At 70.6% G+C, this 18694-nt stretch carries 16 protein-coding genes, 1 tRNA gene and 3 pseudogenes; 4 read left to right on the top strand and 16 right to left on the bottom strand.

Annotated elements, in window-relative coordinates; translation table 11 throughout:
* Position 1: 1 nt before the first annotated feature.
* From GA0074704_RS06315 to GA0074704_RS06305, 3 genes are read left to right on the top strand one after another with little or no spacing between them, the layout of a single operon-like run.
* Positions 2–409: a thioesterase family protein gene (locus GA0074704_RS06315; RefSeq protein WP_088969626.1), complete on the top strand. Its 408-nt coding sequence runs from the start codon at positions 2–4 to the stop codon at positions 407–409.
* The gene (locus tag GA0074704_RS06310; RefSeq protein WP_088969625.1) at positions 406–1638 is read left to right on the top strand and encodes an MFS transporter; all 1233 of its coding nucleotides are present in this window, start codon (positions 406–408) and stop codon (positions 1636–1638) included. The genes GA0074704_RS06315 and GA0074704_RS06310 overlap by 4 nt, the downstream gene beginning before the upstream one ends.
* Entirely contained in the window at positions 1635–2717 is a 1083-nt protein-coding gene (locus GA0074704_RS06305) for a GNAT family N-acetyltransferase (protein WP_088969624.1), read from the top strand. Before GA0074704_RS06310 ends, GA0074704_RS06305 begins: the two co-directional genes overlap by 4 nt.
* Positions 2718–2740: 23 nt before the next feature.
* Here the strand turns inward: GA0074704_RS06305 and GA0074704_RS06300 are convergent, their stop codons facing one another.
* From GA0074704_RS06300 to GA0074704_RS06230, 15 genes and pseudogenes are all read right to left on the bottom strand, one after another.
* Positions 2741–3472, bottom strand: a complete 732-nt coding sequence (locus tag GA0074704_RS06300) for a phosphotransferase enzyme family protein (protein ID WP_088973488.1) — start codon at positions 3470–3472, stop codon at positions 2741–2743.
* Positions 3473–3577: 105 nt separating this feature from the next.
* Entirely contained in the window at positions 3578–3805 is a 228-nt protein-coding gene (locus GA0074704_RS06295) for a hypothetical protein (RefSeq protein ID WP_088969623.1), read from the bottom strand.
* 219 nt (positions 3806–4024) lie between these two features.
* Positions 4025–4100, bottom strand: a tRNA-Arg gene (locus GA0074704_RS06290).
* 200 nt (positions 4101–4300) lie between these two features.
* Complete coding sequence (locus GA0074704_RS06285) at positions 4301–5506, bottom strand: IS110 family RNA-guided transposase (protein WP_088969622.1); 1206 nt, start codon at positions 5504–5506, stop codon at positions 4301–4303.
* A gap of 669 nt (positions 5507–6175) precedes the next feature.
* A pseudogene (locus GA0074704_RS06280) lies at positions 6176–6451 on the bottom strand (family 1 glycosylhydrolase); the annotation flags it as partial.
* A 3-nt stretch (positions 6452–6454) separates the two neighbouring features.
* Positions 6455–6805, bottom strand: coding sequence for a sigma factor (locus tag GA0074704_RS06275; RefSeq protein ID WP_157743612.1), 351 nt, complete (start codon positions 6803–6805; stop codon positions 6455–6457).
* The gene (locus GA0074704_RS06270) at positions 6802–8922 is read right to left on the bottom strand and encodes an MMPL family transporter (protein ID WP_088969620.1); all 2121 of its coding nucleotides are present in this window, start codon (positions 8920–8922) and stop codon (positions 6802–6804) included. The genes GA0074704_RS06275 and GA0074704_RS06270 overlap by 4 nt, the downstream gene beginning before the upstream one ends.
* Positions 8919–9626, bottom strand: a complete 708-nt coding sequence (locus GA0074704_RS06265) for an LmeA family phospholipid-binding protein (protein WP_157743611.1) — start codon at positions 9624–9626, stop codon at positions 8919–8921. Before GA0074704_RS06265 ends, GA0074704_RS06270 begins: the two co-directional genes overlap by 4 nt.
* 98 nt (positions 9627–9724) lie before the next feature.
* Positions 9725–11152 carry a sensor histidine kinase gene (locus GA0074704_RS06260; RefSeq protein ID WP_088969618.1) on the bottom strand — a complete coding sequence of 476 codons (1428 nt, stop codon included), beginning with the start codon at positions 11150–11152 and terminating at the stop codon, positions 9725–9727.
* Positions 11149–11844: a response regulator transcription factor gene (locus GA0074704_RS06255; protein ID WP_088969617.1), complete on the bottom strand. Its 696-nt coding sequence runs from the start codon at positions 11842–11844 to the stop codon at positions 11149–11151. Before GA0074704_RS06255 ends, GA0074704_RS06260 begins: the two co-directional genes overlap by 4 nt.
* A gap of 807 nt (positions 11845–12651) precedes the next feature.
* A pseudogene (locus GA0074704_RS06250) lies at positions 12652–13713 on the bottom strand (IS701 family transposase); the annotation flags it as partial.
* 17 nt (positions 13714–13730) lie between these two features.
* Positions 13731–13967, bottom strand: a pseudogene (locus tag GA0074704_RS29750) (hypothetical protein); the annotation flags it as partial.
* Positions 13964–14719: an ABC transporter ATP-binding protein gene (locus GA0074704_RS06240; RefSeq protein WP_088969616.1), complete on the bottom strand. Its 756-nt coding sequence runs from the start codon at positions 14717–14719 to the stop codon at positions 13964–13966. The gene GA0074704_RS06240 and the pseudogene GA0074704_RS29750, both read right to left, overlap by 4 nt.
* The gene (locus GA0074704_RS06235) at positions 14716–15501 is read right to left on the bottom strand and encodes a zf-HC2 domain-containing protein (RefSeq protein WP_088969615.1); all 786 of its coding nucleotides are present in this window, start codon (positions 15499–15501) and stop codon (positions 14716–14718) included. The genes GA0074704_RS06240 and GA0074704_RS06235 overlap by 4 nt, the downstream gene beginning before the upstream one ends.
* On the bottom strand, positions 15498–16034 hold the full coding sequence (locus GA0074704_RS06230) for an RNA polymerase sigma factor (RefSeq protein WP_088969614.1): 537 nt from the start codon (positions 16032–16034) through the stop codon (positions 15498–15500). Before GA0074704_RS06230 ends, GA0074704_RS06235 begins: the two co-directional genes overlap by 4 nt.
* A 285-nt stretch (positions 16035–16319) precedes the next feature.
* Here GA0074704_RS06230 and GA0074704_RS06225 point away from each other — a divergent pair, with 285 nt between their 5' ends.
* Positions 16320–17633 (top strand): reverse transcriptase family protein, encoded by a 1314-nt coding sequence (locus tag GA0074704_RS06225; protein ID WP_157743610.1) that lies wholly within the window; start codon positions 16320–16322, stop codon positions 17631–17633.
* Positions 17634–18292: 659 nt separating this feature from the next.
* Here the strand turns inward: GA0074704_RS06225 and GA0074704_RS06220 are convergent.
* Positions 18293–18661, bottom strand: a complete 369-nt coding sequence (locus GA0074704_RS06220) for a winged helix-turn-helix transcriptional regulator (RefSeq protein ID WP_088969613.1) — start codon at positions 18659–18661, stop codon at positions 18293–18295.
* Positions 18662–18694 lie beyond the last annotated feature (33 nt).

Here is an 18694-nt window from a genome sequence, read left to right as displayed (position 1 = left end):
GATGCGACCGATCGACGTCGGGGCGAGCGCCACCCACACCCACCTGGTGGAGGCCGCCGACTGCGCGACGAACTGGGGTAACGACCTGCCCGTCCTGGCCACGCCGGTGCTGCTCTGGCTGGCCGAGATCACCGCCATGCGGGTGATCGAGGACCACCTGGACGAGGGGGAGATGACCGTCGGCTACGGCCACACCGCCACCCACCTGGCCGCCACCCCGCAGGGCTGGACGGTACGCCTGCACGCCCGGCTCACCCGGGTCGACAAGAAGCTGCTGCACTTCGAGGTGACCGCCGAGGACGACCGCGACGTCGTCTTCTCCGGGGAGCACGTACGCGCGGTGGTGGACCGCGACCGCTTCGTCGAGCGGCTGGACAGCAAGGCGCTCGCCGGACCGGTGCCGCGATGAGCAGCACCACCCTGGCGCTGCCCCGCCCCACGACGCCGACCCACTGCGCGTTCGCCCGGCTGTGGGGAGCCTTCGGCGCGGGCACCCTCGCCGACGGCATCTACCAGGTCGCGCTGCCCGTCGCCGCCCTCCACCTGGGCGGCGGCGCGGGCAGCGTCGCCCTGGTCCTGATGGCCGCCCGGGCGCCGTGGCTGGTCGCCTCCCTGCACGTCGGGGTGCTCGTCGACCGGGTCGACCGGCGGCGGCTGCTGCTCCTGGTCAGCGGCGTACGCTTCGCCGTCCTGGCCGTCCTCGCCGGGCTGCTCACCGCCGGCTGGGGCAGCATCCCGGCGCTCGCCGCCGTGGCACTCACCCTGGGCGTCTGCGAGACCGTCTTCGACACCGCCCTGCACAGCAGCACGCCCCGGGTGGTGCCCGGCGAACGGCTGGAGACGGCCAACAGCCGGTTGCAGGCGACCGAGACCGTCGCCAACCGGTTCCTCGGCCCGGCGCTGGGCGGTGTGCTGGTGGGCGCGGCCACGGCGGCCGCCTTCGGCGCGGTCGGGGCGCTCTACCTCGCCGCCTTCACCGCTCTGCTCGGCCTCCGGATCCCGCACGTGCCGCCGCCCGCGGCCCGGGAGAGCGTCGGCCGGGCGCTGCGCACCGGACTGGCGGCGCTGTGGCGGGACCGGCCGCTGCTGGCGTACGCCCTCGGCGGTTGCGCCGTGAACTGCGGCTTCGCCGCCTACTATGTGGCGCTGCCGATCCTGGCCCTGGAGCCGGGCGGGCTGGGCCTCACCCCCGGGGGCTACGGCCTGCTGCTGGCCGTCGGCGGCATCGGCGGCCTGCTCACCAGCATGGCGTCGCCCACCCTGGCCCGCCGGTTCTCCGTACGCCACTGCATCGCCGCCGCGGCCCTGCTGCTCGCCGCCGGGTTCGCCGTGCCCGCCGTGACGGACCGCGTCCCGCTGGTCGCCCTCGGCGTCGTCGCCACCGGCGCGGTGGTGCTGATCAGCGTGGTCACCGTGTCGTACCGGCAGCGGGCGGTGCCGGACGAGATGCTCGGCCGGGTGACGGCCGCGTACCGGATGTTCGCCTTCGGTGGCCTGCCGCTGGGGTCGGGGCTGGCCGGCCTGGTTGCCGGGTTCGCCTCGTCCCGTCTCGTCTTCCCGATCGCCGGAGCGCTCGTTTTGGCCGCCGGCGCCGCCATGACACTGGCCACCCCGCGAGAGAAGGTGCCCACCCCATGACCACCGACCAGCTGGCCCCGACCGGCACCACGGTCTCCCTTGTCGACGTGCCGCCCGCCGCCCGGGCCCTGACCCGCACCAGCCCCGACCTCTACCTGCACGAACGGTGGCTGCGGGTGGAGCAGGACGCGCACCCGAACGCCTCCGTCCACGCCTGGGCGGTGAACGACGAGGGCGCCGCGTACGCCCCGGCCTACCGGTTCGACGCCGGCGACAACCCGTGGGCCGCCAGCCGGCTCGACCTCTTCCTCGCCGCCAACGCCGGCCTGGAGACGGGCCACGACGTACTGCCCGCCTACCTGCTCGGTGGCCGGCGGCCCGGGCACAGCGAGATCCTTTGCGACGCCCCCGCGCCGCACCGCCGTCAGCTCCTCACCCGGGTGGTGGGCGCCGCCGTCGAGGCCGCCGCGGCGGCCGGAGCGGCCACCCTCGCCGCCCTCTACTGCGACAGCGACGACGAGGACCTGGCCGCCGCGTTCCGCGCCCACGACGGCGTACGCCTCCCGTCGCCCGGGCTCAACGTGCTGCACCTGCCCGGCACCGGCTTCGACGACTGGCTGGCGGCGCTGCCCCGGCGGCGACGCACCAACGTCACCGCCGAGCAGCGCAAGCTCGCCGACGCGGGCGTCACCTTCGAACTGCGCCCGCTCGTCCCGGACGACCTCGACGAGATCCTGCCGCTGGAACTCGACCAGTACGAGAAGTACGGGCACCACTACCACCGGACCGAGGCGCGGGCCCTGCACGAGGCGTACCTTCGCCACCTCGGCGAGGACGCCCTGCTGGTCCGGGCGCACCGCGACGGCCGGCTGGTCGGCTTCGCCTCGATCGTCCGGCACGGCCGGACGGCGTACATCCGGCAGGGCGGCTTCGACGCGGCGGCCTGCGCCGGCGTGCCGGTGTACTTCGGGACCGTCTTCCACCAGCCGATCGCCTGGGCGTACCGGGTCGGGGTGGACACCATCGACCTGTCCATCTCCGCCGACGACACCAAGCAGCATCGGCGGGCGGCGACCAGGCCGCGGGACGCCTGGGTCGTGCCCCTGACCGAGGAGGCCGCCCGGGCGCTGCGCCGCTGACCATGGCGCTGTGGCTGTTGTACTCAGACCGCCCGGACCTCGGCGAGCCGCCGCACCGAATAGTCGTCGTCCCAGCACACCGCAGCCTCCCAGGCGGCCGACGCCTGCGCGGCGACGTCGTACGCGCCGTCGTCGAGGCCGGCGGCGTTGTCGGGCAGCACGAGGTCGAGGTCCGGGACGTCGACGTGCGCCTCGTCCCAGTCGATCAGCGCGACCCGATCGGCGGTCATCCGGACGTTGCCGGGGTTGGGGTCGCCGTGGACGACGCAGGTCGGGCGACCGGCCAGCCGCGCCCACGCCGCCCGGCACCGGGCCACCCCCTCCAGCGGCATCGCGCCGAGGTCGACCTTCGTCCCGGTCTCGGCGTGCAGCAGGTCGGTCGACGACCGCCAGCCCGGGCGCTGCGGCCAGCCCCGTGTCAGGCGGTGCAGCTCGCGCAGCGTGCCGGCCACCCGACGCCAGTCGGCCGGCGTCTCCGGCGGCACACCCTCCAGATAGGTCATCACCACCAGACCGTCGGCGAAGAGGCGGGCGTCCACGGTCGGGATCGGCACCGGCACGGTCAGCCCGGCGCCGTCCAGGTGTCGCAGGAGGGCGCTCTCCCAGGCCAGGTCGGCGTCGCTCCGGCGACCGAGACGAGCGACCGCGAGGCGCCCGTCGACGCGTACGCTCCACACGTCGTTGGCGACTCCGCCGGTGAGCGGTTCGATGCGAGCGACGTCGTCACCCCACTGCCGCAGCGCCTCCCACCCCACCGGCCACACCTTACGGGGTCTTGCAGCACGGCTCTCGGCACTCGTGGCGCGGCTGTCAGGACGAGGTGCTGCGGAGAACGCCAATGCGCAGACGGGCCGAGCGGCTCACCGGAGGCCCCACGCCCCCAGGACGACCGACACGGCGATCGCGACCAGCGTGATGCCGGCGACAGCGCGCATGACGGCGCGCATGGCCGGACTGCCTCCCGTGCCCCCAGCGAGTCGACCCGTCATCTCCGTGCGCGCATCGATGGAGTACGGGTTGGTGCTCGTATCGACACAGCTGCGCTTCAACCAGTCGCGGTCGGGGCTCGGGTCCTGGATCGTGCCCATGCACCGCAGTATCCGCCTGTCGCGCAAGCAGGGAAGGGCTCCGGGCGGAGGAAGGATCTCCTCGTCGGGCAGTCGCTCAGACCGCCCAAGCCCGTGCCGTCGATGGCCGGGACGCTGAGGTCGCGCTGCACCTGGACCGAACAGGGCGACGGTAACGAGGCGATCGGGCGCGCAAGCCCGGTGAGAAGGGCGAGCGATCGGCTGATCAAGGGTCGGACCTGGTGCCCCCGGCAGGATTCGAACCTGCGACACACGGTTTAGGAAACCGATGCTCTATCCCCTGAGCTACGGGGGCGCGAGCGCCTAGTCTAGCGACCTGGGGGTTCAGCTGGGGTGGCAGGGAGTGGCCCGGGTTCACCCAGGTTCCCCGGACCGCCGTTGTCGCAGCCCAGGAGCACACCCCGAGCACACGAACCCCGGTTTGCGACCGGCGGTCGGCCGTGGTGACACGCGGTGGCACCGGTTCACCCCGGTTGGCATCCGCTGGAGGAGTCTCTACGCGAGTTCGCATGGCGCCAGCTCTGCTGATCTTGGTTGTTTGGGCTGGTAGGAGGTCTTGTCGCGAATGCAGGCCCAGAGGACGTTGAGGCGTTGTCTGGACAGGGCGGCAGTGGCTTGGCGGTGGGTCTTTCCTTCGGCTCTCTTCTTGTCGTAGTAGGCGCGGGATCGTGGGCAGTGGGTCAGGGCGGTGAAGCTGGACATGCTGAACACCCGGCGTAGACCCCGGTGGTAACGGTGCGGCCGGATCTGATGACCTTGCCGGCGTCCGGAGTCTCGGGAGATCGGGGCGAGGCCGGCATGGGCGGCGAGTGCCGCGGGGCTGGTGTAGGTGGTGAGGGTGCCGGCGTGGGCGAGGAACTCGGCGGCGAGGGTGGTGCCGATGCCGGGCAGGCTGGTGACGATCTCGCCCAGTTCGTGCTCGGCGACAACCGCGGCGATGGTTTCTTCGATGGCGGTGATGCGGTCGTTGACCGCTTCCAGATCGGTGGCCATCTGCGCCACGATCCCGGCCGCGGTGGTCTCCCCCGCGACGGCGACGGTCTGCGTGCGCGCGGCGGCGAGGACTTTGGTGGTGAGTGCCTTGGCTGCCCGCACGCCGTGCTGGCGCAGGTAGGCCAGGATGCGGGCTTCGCCGGCGCGGCGCAGCCCGCCAGGGGTCTGCCACTGCGCGAGCAGCCGCAGCGCACCTTTACTGCGCAGGTTCAGCGTCTTCTCCAGGGCGGGGCTGATCATGGTCAGGAGGTCCTGGATGCGGGCGGTGATGCGGACCCGGTCGGCGACCAGGTCGAGGCGGCGGGAGACGTGCAGCTTCAGCTGCTGCTGCACCCCGTCCGCGAGGGTGAGGGTCGGTAGATCGGCGCGCATGCGCAGGGTCTGGGCGATGACGTAGGCGTCGTGGGCATCGGTCTTGCGTTCGCCGTGGAACGCCTCCGCCATCCGCGAGGTGACCGTGCCGCTGACGTAGCGCACGTCCGCGCCCCGGTCGAGCAGGACCGCAAGCAACAGCGACGCGGGTCCGCCGCGCAGGTCGACGGCCCAGCGGATCGGCTTGCGGCGTTTGCCGAGCCGCCCGGCGATGCCGGAGATGGCCTGCTGGTCGTTGGGGATCTTCTCGGACAGGACAACGGTGCCGTCGTCGACGACGACGCACACGTGGTGGTGGGTCTTGCCGACGTCGACGCCGGCCCACAGGCTGCCCATCGGGCATCACCCTTTCCGCTCGTGCTGGTCAAGGGGCGTGGACCCGCCGCGGTTCAGTAGCCACAACTTCGGAAAGGGCGATCGGTCGCAAGTCTCCATCCAGTGCTGAGACAGCGGTCGCCAGCGAGGGCCGGGGCGTCCTACTCCAAGCTGGCCATGACATCGGCAGCACACACCCAGACAGTCACCCGACCCTCCGGGTCCACCCCACCAAACGACACATCTCGATGTCCGGTTGCGGGTGCCGGCGGAACCCCTGGAGTCTGCTGCGGTCGGCATCGGCTTTCTGGGCGGCTCCGGTACGCCGCAGCCCCTCAGGTCCTTCCCGCAAATTGCGGCGCCGGTCTCCGGGCGGCGAGTCGCGCGTCAGCTGTCGAGGCCGCACGGAAAAGAGAACCGCCGACACGGGCGTACGGCGTGATCGGGCCGCCGGTTGACATGCGGGTCCGTAGACGCCGGCGCCTCTCGGGGGACGATCGCCCTGCGGCCAGGGTGGAGCGGTGCCCGGCCCGGCTCCGGTCGAGGACCACCCACTACACGTGCAGGTGGCCTGATCGACGGCACGCCGCAGTACTTGCGCCTGGGCCTGAGCCGGATGACCGCGGATGGCGCCGCGGTCACCCGGTCGTCGTCAGAGCGCTGCGGGTCGATGGCCGGGCGGGCGTCGGCTCAGTGATCCTGGCGTACGCGCTGGATGAGGTCGCGGTACCAGAGCGCGCTGTCCTTGGGAACGCGGGTCTGGGTGTCGTAGTCGACCCGGACGATGCCGAAGCATTTGGCGTACCCCTCGGCCCAATCGAAGTTGTCGAACAGTGACCAGGCGAGGTAACCGCGGACGTCGGCCCCTTCCTGTCGGGCCCGGGCGACCGCGCGGATGCGCTCGGCGAGGAACGCCGTCCGGTCGGTGTCGTGGACGGTCCCGTCGGTGCTCGGCCGGTCGTCGAAGTACTAGTCGATTCTGGGTCGGCGCCACCACGCCGGCAGCCATGCCGCGAAACCGTGACGCGCTTGATTGCGCAGTTGCGCCGCGGTCAGCGGGGGGCGCGGATCGAGGCCCGGCGCCGGCCGCGTCGCGTCAGGTGAACCGTGGCGTGCGGCTGACAGCGACACCACGCGCTGACGCAGCCAGCCGATGGGATCAGCGGCTGAGAGCAGATTCCAGTGCCGCCATGCCTCGCGGAAGGCTGTCTGTGCGATGGCATGGGCCGACGCGGGGTCGCCGGTTGAGGTGTAGGCCAGCTGGACCAGCCGCGGATAGTAGACCTCGTAGCAGCGATCGAAGTCGTACTCATCGATCACGGCTGCCGTCCCCGCCGCCAGGCCGGCGACCACCAGTTCGCCCTGCCCAACAACGCCATGGTCGCCGGGACGAGCAGGCCGCGGATGATTGTGGCATCGACGGCGATGGCAACGGCCATGCCCAGGCCGAACATCTTCACCACCGGATTGGTGTGCAGCACGAAGCTTGCGAAGACACACACCATGATCAGGGCTGCGGAGGTTATCACCTTGCCGGTGCCGGCCAGGCCCCGCCGAACGCTGACCCGATTGTCCCGGGTGGCCTGCCACGACTCCTGCACCGCAGTCAGCAGGAACACCTCATAGTCCATGGAGAGTCCGAACAGGAGGGCGAATAACATCATCGGTAGGTAGGCCTCCACCGGGATCGGGCCGTCGAGGCCGGTCAGCTCCGCGCCCCAGCCCCAGGTGAACACGGCCGTCAGCGCGCCGTAGGCGGCCCCGATCGACAACAGGTTCATCAGCGCGGCCTTGACCGCGATGACGGGAGCGCGGAAAGCGATCAGCAGCAACAGCGCGGACACCAGGACTACGATGCCGATCAGCCACGGCATCCGGTCGGCGATGCGGTCGGCCATGGCGCCGCGGATCGCGGTCTGGCCGGTCGCGTGCAGGCGCATCCCCTCGACCGGCGTATCCAATGCGGACTCCTTGACGGCGATGGTGGCCGGATCGCTGGGCGCGGTCGCCGGGATCACCCGGACCGTGACCAGGGCGCCGTCCGGAGCGACGCGCGGCTGCTCCACGCGGGCGACACCGGGTGTGGCCTTCAAATGCTGGGTGAGTGAGGCAAGGCGCGGGTCGGCGGGTCCTGTGATCGGGCTGTCCGGCTCGGCGACGACGCTGATCGGCCCGTTGATTCCCGGCCCGAAGCCCTCGGCGAGGATCTCATAGCCGGTGCGGGCAGCTGTCCCCTTCGGCTGGTTGCCCGCGTCGGTTTGGCCGAGCTTCATCCCGAGCACCGGCGCCGCCAGGGCCAGCACCACGATCGACGCGGCAATCGCGTACCGCAAGGGATGACGGGTGACCCGGTCGGCGATCCGCCCCCACCGGGAGTCGTCGATCTCCCCGTCGCGTGCGCGGAACAGCCGCAACGAGTTGACCCGTGGGCCGAGCACGGCAAGCAGCGCCGGAAGCAATGTCGTCGCCGAGGCGACCGCGAGCACCACGGTGAGTCCCGCCGTCCAGCCCAGCGTGGTGAGGATTGGCACCCCGGCGATCGCCAGCCCGCCCAGGGCGACGATCACCGTGCCGCCGGCGAAGGCCACGGCGCTGCCCGACGAGGCAACGGTTTCCACGATCGCCTGTTTACCCGGCGTGCCGGCGGCGAGCAGCGCCCGGTACCGCGTCAGAAGAAACAAGGCGTAGTCGATGCCCACGCCAAGCCCGATCATCGTGGCGAGGGTGGTCGCCACGCTCGGCATGCCGGTGACGTGGCCGGCCAGTCCGATTAGGCCAAGTCCGCACACGAGCGTGACCACAGCGGTGAGCAGGGGCAATCCTGCCGCCACCAGCCCGCCGAATGCGAACAGCAGCACGGCCAGCGCTACGGCCAGTCCCAGCAGCTCGCTGGTGCGCGTCTCGGTCTCCGGCAGGGCAAGGGCGCCGCCGGGTACGGTTTGGATGCCGGCCTCGGCGGCCGGCGACGCGGCGGCGACGACCCGATCGGACAGGTCGTGGCCCACCTCTCGCGGGCCGAGGTCGAAGTTGACCGTCGTGTAGCCGATGCGGCCATCAGCGCTAATCGTGCCTAGCTGCGCGCTGGGCGGCACGACTTCGACGACGTGCTCGACCTGCCGCACCTGCGCCGCCGCGGCGGCGATCGCGGCTTGATTCGGCGGGTCGTCGAGGCGTCCTTGCGGAATCTTCAGGATGATCTGCCCGGTAGCGTTGCTCGCGCCGGGAACGTGCGCTTCGACCAGATCTCGTCCCAGCTGGGCGTCGCTGCCGGGCAGAGAGACGTCCTCCTCGACCGGCCTGCCGAAGCCGGCCACGATAGCGCCGATGGTTGCAGTCAGCAACAGCCAGCCGATGATCACCTGCCACGGCCGCCGCACGGCCAGGCGGCCGAGGCACGTCATGGCGCGGCGCGTCGCCCCGGTCTCGACGGCGTTCATGCCGCGCTTCCACAGGACTTCGCACCGTCATTGCCGCCGTCGGTTTCCAGTGAGAGATCCTCGCCACCGATCGACAGCCGCAGGCCATCGTCTGCCGCCGTGACCTGCCGGTAGCTCAAGCCGCCCGGCAGCGGGGGCAGCTGGCGGGAAATGCCGCTGGCACCAGGGATCTTGGCGGGCAGGGCATCGACGGAGGTTCGCAGACCCAGCACCTCGACCTCCAACGGCACTACCCGCAACGTAGCGCCGGACAGCAACGCCTCGGCGAAGACGGTCACCGGGACTCGGCGGCCCAAGAGCTCCGCCGTGGTCTCGATCGCCACCAGACCATCCGAGCCCGACAGTCTCGCCCCGGCCGGCGCCTGCGTCACGAGCGAGGAATAGTCCATGACGAGGCTGGCTTCCACCCGCCCAATGCGCACCTGCCCCTCGCCGCCCGGCACGGACACGTCGTGCGCCGTCGCGCTGGCCTCGCGGACAGTCAGCTTGGCAAGGCTGATCCGCCGAGCCAGCACTGACACCGCGCCGTAGCGGCCGTCCATCGCCTGGGCGAAGAACGGCGCTCCATGAATGTTCACCTCCGGCACCTGGGGCAGGCCCGCCACGCACGCCAGCCGGCTGGCGAGCTTGTCCTCCGCGAATCCCGCGGCGGCCTGATCGACGGCGACGGCCATGCCACCGCTCACCAGTACCGCCGCTGCCACCACAATCCTTCGCCGCCATGCACGCGGCATTCTCGTCCACACCCGGCCTATGCAACCAACAGCCGGCCGGAGCCAGACGCGAGCGTGATGAGAGTTTGTTAAGAAGTGGGTAAGGGCAGCATGAACCAAACGGTGGTGCCGCCGTCGGGTTCGCTTTCCACACCGGCGCTGCCACCGTGCGCGCGGACCGCCTCGGCGACGATGGCCAGGCCAAGCCCGCTGCCGGCGCCGCTACGCGCCGGATCGGCCCGGTAGAAACGCTCGAAGATCCGGCCACGCGCCGGCTCAGGCAGCCCGGGGCCGTCGTCGCGGACCTCGACTCGCACGTCGGCGGCGTGCTTTGCCACGGCGACACAGGCTGCCGCATCGACCGGGGTGTGCGTGCGGACGTTGGCCAGCAGGTTGGCCATCACCTGCCGCAGCATCGCTTCGTCCCCGCGGACGAGCACATGCGGCGGCGAGTCCAGCGCGATCTCCCGCTCCGGCTGCGCGGCCAGGGCGTCGGCCACCGAGTCACGCACGACGACGGCCAGGTCCACCAGATCGGACCGCGCCAGCGGCGCCGCATCGAGGCGAGCATCGCCGGGCCGGGACGCGTCCAGGCGCGCCAGAAAGAGGAGGTCGTTAACGATCTTGCTCATCCGGGTGGACTCGTCCTCGATGCGGGCGAGCACGTCGGGCCGGTTCTCCATATCGATCGTGCCCGAGCGCAGCAACTGCGCGTAGCCACGGATCGATGTTAGCGGGGTGCGCAGCTCATGGGAGGCGTCCGCAGCGAACCTGCGCATGCGATCCTCTGACTCGGCCCGGGCGGCCAACGCGGAATGGATGCGTTCCAGCATCCCGTTGACGGCAGTGGTCAACCGGCCTAGCTCTGTCCCTTCCGGATGGTCTGGTTCGGCCGGGACCCGGCGCTCCAGGTCGCCGTCGGCGATGGCGGTCGCCGCGGCGGCGATCTCCTCCAGCGGGCGCAGCCTGCGCGCCACAAGGAGTCGCGACAGCAGCACCAGCAGCGCCACCACGAGCGCCGACACCACTGCCTCGACGGCGGCGAGCTTGCCCACGGTGGCCTGCACCGAGCCAAATGACTGTCCGATAAGGATTGTGTTTCCGCCGGAATCGACCGTCACCACCCGGTATCGGTCGTCCAGCCCGGTCGAGGTGATCGTGGTGAGGGCGGACACACCGCCAGGCGGCGGTGAAGGCGCCAGGTCGAGCAGTGGCCGCGCCGGCAGCCGCGTGGTGCCTGCCACGCGCGAGAGCGCACCGTTGCGCTGGCGCACCTCCACCAGGAATTCGGTCGGCGCTACGGCGGTGCGCACGGCTTGGTCCCAGTCGCCGGAGCCGGCCAGCGCCTGTCCGCGCTCGGACACCAGCGCCGCCGCCGCGACCAGCTGGCTGTCGATGCGGTCCAGCAGGTACGCACGCAAGGCCAGGATGCTGGCGACACTGGCCACGAGCAACGCACCGATGGTTAGCCCGGCCACGGCGAAGGTCAGCGAACCGCGCAGGGACCAGCGCTTCATCCCCGGTCCAACCGCAGCGCGTAGCCGAAGCCGCGATGGGTCACGAAAAGCGGTTCGCCCAGCCGATCCAGTTTGCGGCGCAGATACCCGACGTAGGTGTCGACAACATTCGAGTCGCCGCCGAAGTCATAGCTCCAGACCGCCTCCAGGATCTGGGTGCGCGACAGCACACGCCCGGCGTTGAGCATGAGGTAGCGCAGCACCTTGAACTCGGTCGGCGACAACGACACCGGCTGGCCGGCCCGGCGTACCAGAAGGGTTTCCTCGTCAAGCTCCAGGTCCGCGTAGCGCAGGACCGGCGATGGCGTCTCCTGCACGCTGTTGACGCGGCGGAGCACTGCCCTGATCCGGGCCAGTAATTCCTCCACGGCGAACGGCTTGGCCACATAGTCATCGGCGCCGTAGGTGAGCCCGGACACGAGATCCTGGCGGGTGTCTTTGGCGGTGAGGAAAACGATCCCGAACCGATGGCCGCGGGCGCGCAGTTGCCGGCAGACCTCGAAACCGTCGCCATCGGGAAGCATCACATCGAGCACGACCAGGTCTGGCTTGTCCTCCTCAGCACGCGCCTGCGCCTGCGCGGCAGTCGACGCCGAGGTGACCGTGAACCCGTGAAAGGTCAACACGGTGATCAACATGTCTACGATGTTCGGCTGATCGTCGACGACGAGGATTCGCGCACCGGTGCTCATAGCCACCCCAGGAGATCACACCCACATGTGAGTTCGATGAGAATTGCCGCTGACCGGGGTTTCCGCTCAGTGAAAGGGCCTGGTTGGCTCTGCGCGCGCCGGGCCGCAGGCTGGTGGTGCGCACGCAGGTGGCGATCATGTGGGGCCAGGCCGGGCGTGCTGCTGTCGGATCTGCCGCATCGCGCTGGCACCGAACTCGGTCGTGGTGGAGATCCGCAGTTGCGACTACGGCGTTCCTGGCAACACCATCGGTGGTTACCACATCGCGGAGACTTAGCCCGGATAAGGAACCGTAATCCGGGCCCGGCTGCTTGGTCTCGGCATCTAATTTCCCCTGGGCACGGGACCGCAATAGTGCGTCATGCTCTGGCTGCTCGGGTCTTTACGTCTGGGCGTCTGGGGATGACGCGCCAGGAGTTCGCTACCTTCTTGCGGTAGATTCCTGGGGGTGCTGTCCCAGGGATTGCACCATCCCGGGTTCCACAGATCAGGTGGTTGGCTGGTCCGCGAGAAGGCGGATTGAGCTGGGGAAACGTGGGTTGGTCCGGTGGCGGGGCGTGTCACTAGTACGGCAGCCGCCGTTCGGGATCATGGCTGAAGTTCGAGGTTGAGCCGGCGTGTTTAGTGGGCTCGTCGGGCTCGGGCTTGATGCCGTCGCCGCCAGCCTGACCAGTGCAAGCGATGGGCGAGGTCGGTGATCGGGCGGATGAGGCAGGCGTTGATCAGGCGGCGGACCTCGTTGACGGTCAGCTTGATCAGTCCCGTTTCGGTGGGCTCGTCGTGGGTGGCGTCAGCGGCGCTGATTGTCAGCACGGCGAGGGCGGCCAGGGCGAGGGTGGTGAACCGGTGCCAGGAGTTCCAGCGGCGGACCTGGTGCTGGTCCAGGCCGACCTGGCTCTTGGCGGCCTGGAAGCTCTCCTCGATGCTCCAGCGGATCCCGGCGACCCGCACGAGCTAGGCGAGGGTGGCCAGTCTCGGGGTCCAGCAGCGGTAGAAGGCCAGCTCACCGGTGGTGATGTTGCGGCGGATCAGGAGGCTGTGCCGGCCGCCGTCGTCGGGGTCGGTGTCGGTGCACACGTCGTCGAGCCAGGCCCAGTCGTAGAAACGCGGCCCTTTCGACCCGGCGCCGGCGCTGCGGCGCTGCCATGCCGAGGCAGGTAGGTCAGCGGCGATCTGGTCGGCGCGGACCCGGGTCTTGCCGCCGTCGAGCGGGATGAGGTGGCTGCGGGACACCGCAAGGACGTAGCCGATCTCGTGTTCGCGCAGGCCAGCGCGGAAGGCGGCGCTGTTGCCGTAAGCCTCGTCCGCGGCCACCCACGCCGCTGGCACCCCGGCGTTCAAGGCCTCGGTGATCATTTCGGCGGCCAGCTCCGGCTTGGTGGCGAACTCGACGTCGTCGGGCACCCCGGCAGCAACACACCGGTCGCGGTCATCGGTCCACGACGCTGGCAGATACACCCGCCGGTCGATCAGCGTATGCCCGTCGGCGCCGGCGTAGCCCAGGAACACCCCAACCTGACTGTTCTCGATCCGCCCTGCTGTGCCGGTGTACTGGCGTTGCACCCCGACCGTGTGCATGCCCTTCTTCAGATCGCCGGTCTCGTCGACGGCCAGGACCGCGTCCGGGACGCCGAACCGGCCGGCGATCAGTTGCCGCAGGTCGTCGCGGACGGCGTCGGCGTCCCACACCGCCCAGTACAACAACCGCTGCATCGCATCAGGCCGGGCATGCCCGGCCTGCTCGGCCAACTGCCAACACGTCTTGACCTCAACGTCAGCCAGCAGCCCTGTCACGAACTGTCCCGCTGCACGGCGCGGTTCCACCCGCCCGAACCGGCCCGTGAAACAACCCAGCACCTCGGCCAGCACCCGCTCCCACCGACCAAGGCGATCAGCTCGTCGATGTCGCGCCGCCGTTCCCGGCCGGCATGCCACGCCCCGGCAGCGATCATGAGAGCGCACAGGATCAGCAGCGACACCCGCAGGTAGTTGGCGAGGCCCGCCCACCGGCCGGCCCAGTCGTCCGGGTGCACGGCCAGCATCCACACTCCGGCACCGAACATCGCCACCGCAGCAAGTGGTGCAGTACCCCGGCGTAGCTCCACCCTCAGCGCGCGCCTCACCGCGGTGCCGTCCGCGCGCCCCGCAGCACCGCCGTGTAGCCCCGCTCAATCGGGGAGTCGCCGCTGTCGCCGTCCCCACCGGCGGCGATCAGCTCGTCGGGAAGGCCGGTGAAGACCAGCCGCCCGCCGTCGAGCAGGTTCACCCGGGTGCACGCCGCGACGACGTCCTCGACCAGATGCGTGCTGACCAGAACGACCGTATCGAGGCCCAGTTCCCGCAGCAGCGCCCGAAACTGCACCCGCTGCTCCGGGTCCAGACCGGCGGTCGGCTCGTCCAACAGCAGCAGCCGAGGGTCGTTCACGATGGCCTGGGCGATGCCGGCGCGGCGCAGCATCCCGCCGGAGAGGTGCTTCATCCGGTCGTCGGCGCGCTCCAGCAGGCCGACCCGCTCGATCGCCCGGTCCACCGCCAGCGGGATCCGCGCCGGAGGCATCTCCTTCAGCCAGGCGAAGTACTCGACAAACTCGCGCACGGTGAAGCGCGGGTAGAACCCGAATGCCTGCGGCAGGTAACCCAGTTGGCGGCGCGCCTGCCGCAATGCCGCGGGGTCGCCGATGCGGTGGCCCAGCAGCCGGACGTCACCTCGGTCAGGTCGCAGCACCGTGGCCAGGACCCGCATGAGGGTGGTCTTACCGGCGCCGTTCGGGCCGAGCAACCCATGCACCCCCACACCGAGATCGAGGTCCAGGTCGTCGAAGACGACTCGCTTGCCGTAGCTGACCCGCAGCCCGTCGACGCTCACCGTCGTCATGCCGGTTGCCTTCCCACCCGTTCCCGACGCACATACACCACCGCCGCGGCCACCGCGGTGACGCCCAGCCACCCCGGACCGCTCGACACCAGGACTGCCACACCGCCGACCGGCGGTGCCAGCACCACCACCGCCCACGCGCTCGCCACCGCGAGCGCGGCGTACGCGGGCTCGATCAGCGAGCCGAGCGCCAGCGTCAGGACCGTCAACGCGACACAGGGAAGCAGCCACAGCCCAGGCGTACCGATGCCCGTCACCGCGCCAGCCAGGACCGCTACGGGCGCCGCGACCGCAAGGACCGTCAACGTGCGCCACAGAACGATGCGCAGGCCGCCCTGCGGTGTCCCCGCGATCAACTCGTGCAGTGGATCAGTTCGCCGCCCGTACGACAGGGCCGTACCGACAGCGGGCAGTGCCGGCGCGATCAGCAGGAGCAACCACGGCGGAACCACCGTCGGGCTGACCGCCAACCCCGCGGTGATCATCCCGGTGACGGCCACCGACAGCAACCACGCCGCACGCGCTGCGGGCCCCGCACCCACCAACACCCTGATTCGCCGCCACCCGGTCGTCTGCCGCACCCGCCCTTGCGTCGGCAATCGGCTGCCCAGTGATACCGCGACCGCCTCCACCACCAGGGCCGTGGATGCGTCCGGTGCGATGCTCGTCCGGCAGTCCACACAACGGTCGAGGTGCGCCTCCACCGACCACGCGTCAACGTCAGCGAGGTCGCCTTCGGCGTACGCCGCCAGCACCCCGGCGTCGATGTGGAACCCGGTCACGACAGGGCCTCCCTCAACTCGCGGCGCGCTCGCATCGCCCGGGTCTTCACCGTGCCCTCCGGCACACCCAGCAACACCGCGGCTTCCCGCACCGTCAGGCCGTCCAGCACCGTCGCCTGCAACACCGCCCGCAACTCCGGAGCAAGCCGATGCAGCGCACGCTCCAACTCGGCGTCATACGCGCCCGCCAAGACCTCGTCCTCCGCCGACGGAGACCACGCCAACACGTCGTCACCCGGCGCCCCCGCACTCTGCGGACGGGCCAACGCGCGACGCCGCGCGTCGATCAGCCGACCGGCGGCCACGGACCACAGCCAGCCCACCGCGGCACCGTCCCCGCGGTAGCCGGCCGCGGCCCGCCACACCGTCAGGAACGTCTCCTGCACCACCTCCCGGACCAACTCCGGATCCCGGCACCGGCGGCGCAGACGCAGCACCAACCACGGCGCGTTACGCGCATACAGCACGTCGAACGCCCCGCGGTCACCCTTCCCGACGAGGCGCAACAGCTCCTCGTCGTCCACGTCCATCACGCAAGGTTAGGACGCATCACTCGGCGAAACGGTTCTTTGCGCCGCGCCACACGCATCGCGGACACCGATCGCGGTCTCCGTTCTCTACGCTGCTCCCATGGCAGCGTGTCCCGAGCTGACCAGGCCGGTCCCCCGCGTGGGGTCCGGTCACGGTCTCTCCGGGGCAACCCCGGGGACGCGATACTCACCTCGGCACCACACCACAGGTGCGTCGGCACGCTCCGCGAGCCTGTGCACCCGCACGACCGGGCATCGTCGGGACACGCTGCCACCACCGGCCCGATCGTGACCACCATCCACGCCCTGGCCACCGCGCTCGCCGACGCGTTCCTCGCCGGCGACGGATGGCGCCGCGCCGATCTCGTTGACCAGGGTGGGCTCGTCCTCGGGGTCCGACGGCGGTGGCTGTGGCCCGTCGCGGACACGGTGCTGGTCGCCTACCCACGCCCACCCACCGACCGGCCACGCGAGCTCGCCACGTTCCTGAGCACCCTCGACCCGCTGCGCGCGGCAGTCGCCGCCGCCCGCCAGCATCAGCGGTCGATCGTCCTCTACACGCGTCCTCTGACGTCGACCCGCACGGTCCGCCGTCCCTGGCACACTCCGGTCATCGACACGGTCGGAGACCTGGCCGCGATGCTCGACCTGAGCATCGAGCACCTCGACTGGTACGCCGACCGACGCGCCATGAACCGACGCGCCACCGCCCACCGGCTGCACCACTACCACTACCGCTGGACCGAGGGTGGCCGGCTCATCGAGGCACCGAAGTCTCGGCTGCGCACCCTTCAACGCCGGCTCCTCACCGAGGTCCTCGGCCCCATCCCGGTCCACCCCGCCGCCCACGGATTCGTACCCGGCCGCTCCGCCCACACCTTCGCCGCCGCCCACACCGCGCAGCCGGTCGTCGTCCGGATCGACCTGCTCGCCTTCTTCACCCACATCCCCGCCACCCGCGTCCATGGACTGTTCCGCACCGCCGGCTACCCCGAACCAGCCGCCCACACCCTCACCGGACTCTGCACCACCCGCACCCCGAACCCCGTCCTCCGCCACGCACCCACCGACCTACCCCACCGGGCCACCCGGCTCGCCGCGCTGCGCACCGGCCATTTGCCGCAAGGCGCGCCAACCTCACCCGCACTGGCCAACCTGTGCGCCTACCGACTCGACCGACGCCTCACCGGCCTCGCCGACGCCTTCGAGACCACCTACACCCGCTACGCCGACGACCTCGCCTTCTCCGGCAGCCTCACCACCCGCCGCATCCACGACCTGATCGCCGATGTCACCGACATCGCCCGCGACGAGGGCTTCCGAGTCCATCCAGCCAAGACCCGCGTCCGTAGCCGAGCCGACCGACAACTCCTCGCCGGACTCGTCGTCAACCACCACCCCGCCACACCCCGCGACGAGTACGACCGGCTCCGCGCCATCCTCCACAACGCCGCCCGCACCGGCCTGGCCGCGCAGAATCGGACCGGCCACCCCGACTTTGCTCAATACCTCATCGGACGAGTTCTCTGGGTCGGCCATCACCATCCGGCACGCGCAGCCAAACTCGCCACGCTGCTGGCCCAAGCTTTCGCGACACCGTAAACTGACGCGGCGCGGCACCTTCACCGGATCCCGGTGAGGACGCGTCGGACCGACCGAAGCTTGGCCTGAGCAGGACTTAAGCCCGTTCTGCTGATCTTCAGCAAGCGAGCACAGCAACACGCGTGTGCGACCCGCTAACACGAAAAGAAAATAGGAACCGGCAGGTAGTCAGCCTCCGGGTACAGATAGAGCGTCGTCTTAGGAAACCGATGCTCTATCCCCTTAGCTACGGGGGCGCGAGGGCCCAGTCTAGCGACCTGGGGTTTACGTGGGGTGGCAGGGAGTGCCCCACGTTCACCCACGTCGCCCGGACCGCCGTTCTCCCAGCCCAGGACCACACCCGGAGCACACGAACCCCGGGTTGCGACCGGCGGCCGGCCGCAGTGACCCGCGCTGGCACCGGTTCACCCGGGTTGGCATCCGCTGGAGGAGTCTCCATGTGACTCCAGCTGGTCTTGGTGGGCAGGATGGATCGGCCGACGGGACTCGGTCGCTTCGGCGCGGAGCGGTCTGATCCAAGCTCCGGCGCGGATTGCTGGTGCTGGTCGACCGACGGTCCTGTGGTCGCGGATGAGCGCCCGGAGGACATCGACACGTAGCCGGGTGAAGGCGAGGCCGGCTTACCGGTGACACTGCTGCCGACACGCTGGTGGGCATCGTCACCCCGGGTGCCGGATGCCGGCTCGTTCGCGCGCGGTGAGGATGTCGGGGACATGCATCTCGGCCCACTGCCGCACGGCACGCAGCGGAACCAGCAGGGAACGGCCGAGCTCGGTCAGGGCGTATTCGACGTGGGGTGGGTTGCCGCCCAGGTCGGTACGGGCGAGCAGACCGTCCGCCTCCATGGCGCGCAGCGTCTCGGTGAGGGCCTTCGGGGTGATTCCGCAAATGTGCGCTTTGAGCTCGGTGAAGCGCATCGGTCCGCCCTCCAGTGCGTTGACGGCGAACACCGTCCAACGCGCCCCGATCCGGTGCAGCACAGTGCGACTCGGGCACGTCGCCGCCATGACGTTGTACGCCTTGCTCATCGGGTCCCCTCGGTAGCGTTGAAGATACCGGTA

Source organism: Micromonospora siamensis, assembly GCF_900090305.1.
Classification (GTDB): Bacteria; Actinomycetota; Actinomycetes; order Mycobacteriales; family Micromonosporaceae; genus Micromonospora; species Micromonospora siamensis.
This window is presented reverse-complemented; position numbering and strand designations above follow the sequence as displayed.

Excerpts from the sequence above, each read along its gene's own strand:
- GA0074704_RS06315 (WP_088969626.1), top strand. The coding sequence starts at position 2 with ATGCGACCGATCGACGTCGGGGCGAGCGCCACCCACACCCACCTGGTG.
- GA0074704_RS06310 (WP_088969625.1), top strand. The coding sequence starts at position 406 with ATGAGCAGCACCACCCTGGCGCTGCCCCGCCCCACGACGCCGACCCAC.
- GA0074704_RS06220 (WP_088969613.1), bottom strand. The coding sequence starts at position 18,661 with ATGAGCAAGGCGTACAACGTCATGGCGGCGACGTGCCCGAGTCGCACT.
- GA0074704_RS06285 (WP_088969622.1), bottom strand. The coding sequence starts at position 5,506 with ATGGGCAGCCTGTGGGCCGGCGTCGACGTCGGCAAGACCCACCACCAC.
- GA0074704_RS06295 (WP_088969623.1), bottom strand. The coding sequence starts at position 3,805 with ATGGGCACGATCCAGGACCCGAGCCCCGACCGCGACTGGTTGAAGCGC.
- GA0074704_RS06255 (WP_088969617.1), bottom strand. The coding sequence starts at position 11,844 with ATGAGCACCGGTGCGCGAATCCTCGTCGTCGACGATCAGCCGAACATC.
- GA0074704_RS06305 (WP_088969624.1), top strand. The coding sequence starts at position 1,635 with ATGACCACCGACCAGCTGGCCCCGACCGGCACCACGGTCTCCCTTGTC.
- GA0074704_RS06240 (WP_088969616.1), bottom strand. The coding sequence starts at position 14,719 with ATGACGACGGTGAGCGTCGACGGGCTGCGGGTCAGCTACGGCAAGCGA.
- GA0074704_RS06260 (WP_088969618.1), bottom strand. The coding sequence starts at position 11,152 with ATGAAGCGCTGGTCCCTGCGCGGTTCGCTGACCTTCGCCGTGGCCGGG.
- GA0074704_RS06270 (WP_088969620.1), bottom strand. The coding sequence starts at position 8,922 with ATGAACGCCGTCGAGACCGGGGCGACGCGCCGCGCCATGACGTGCCTC.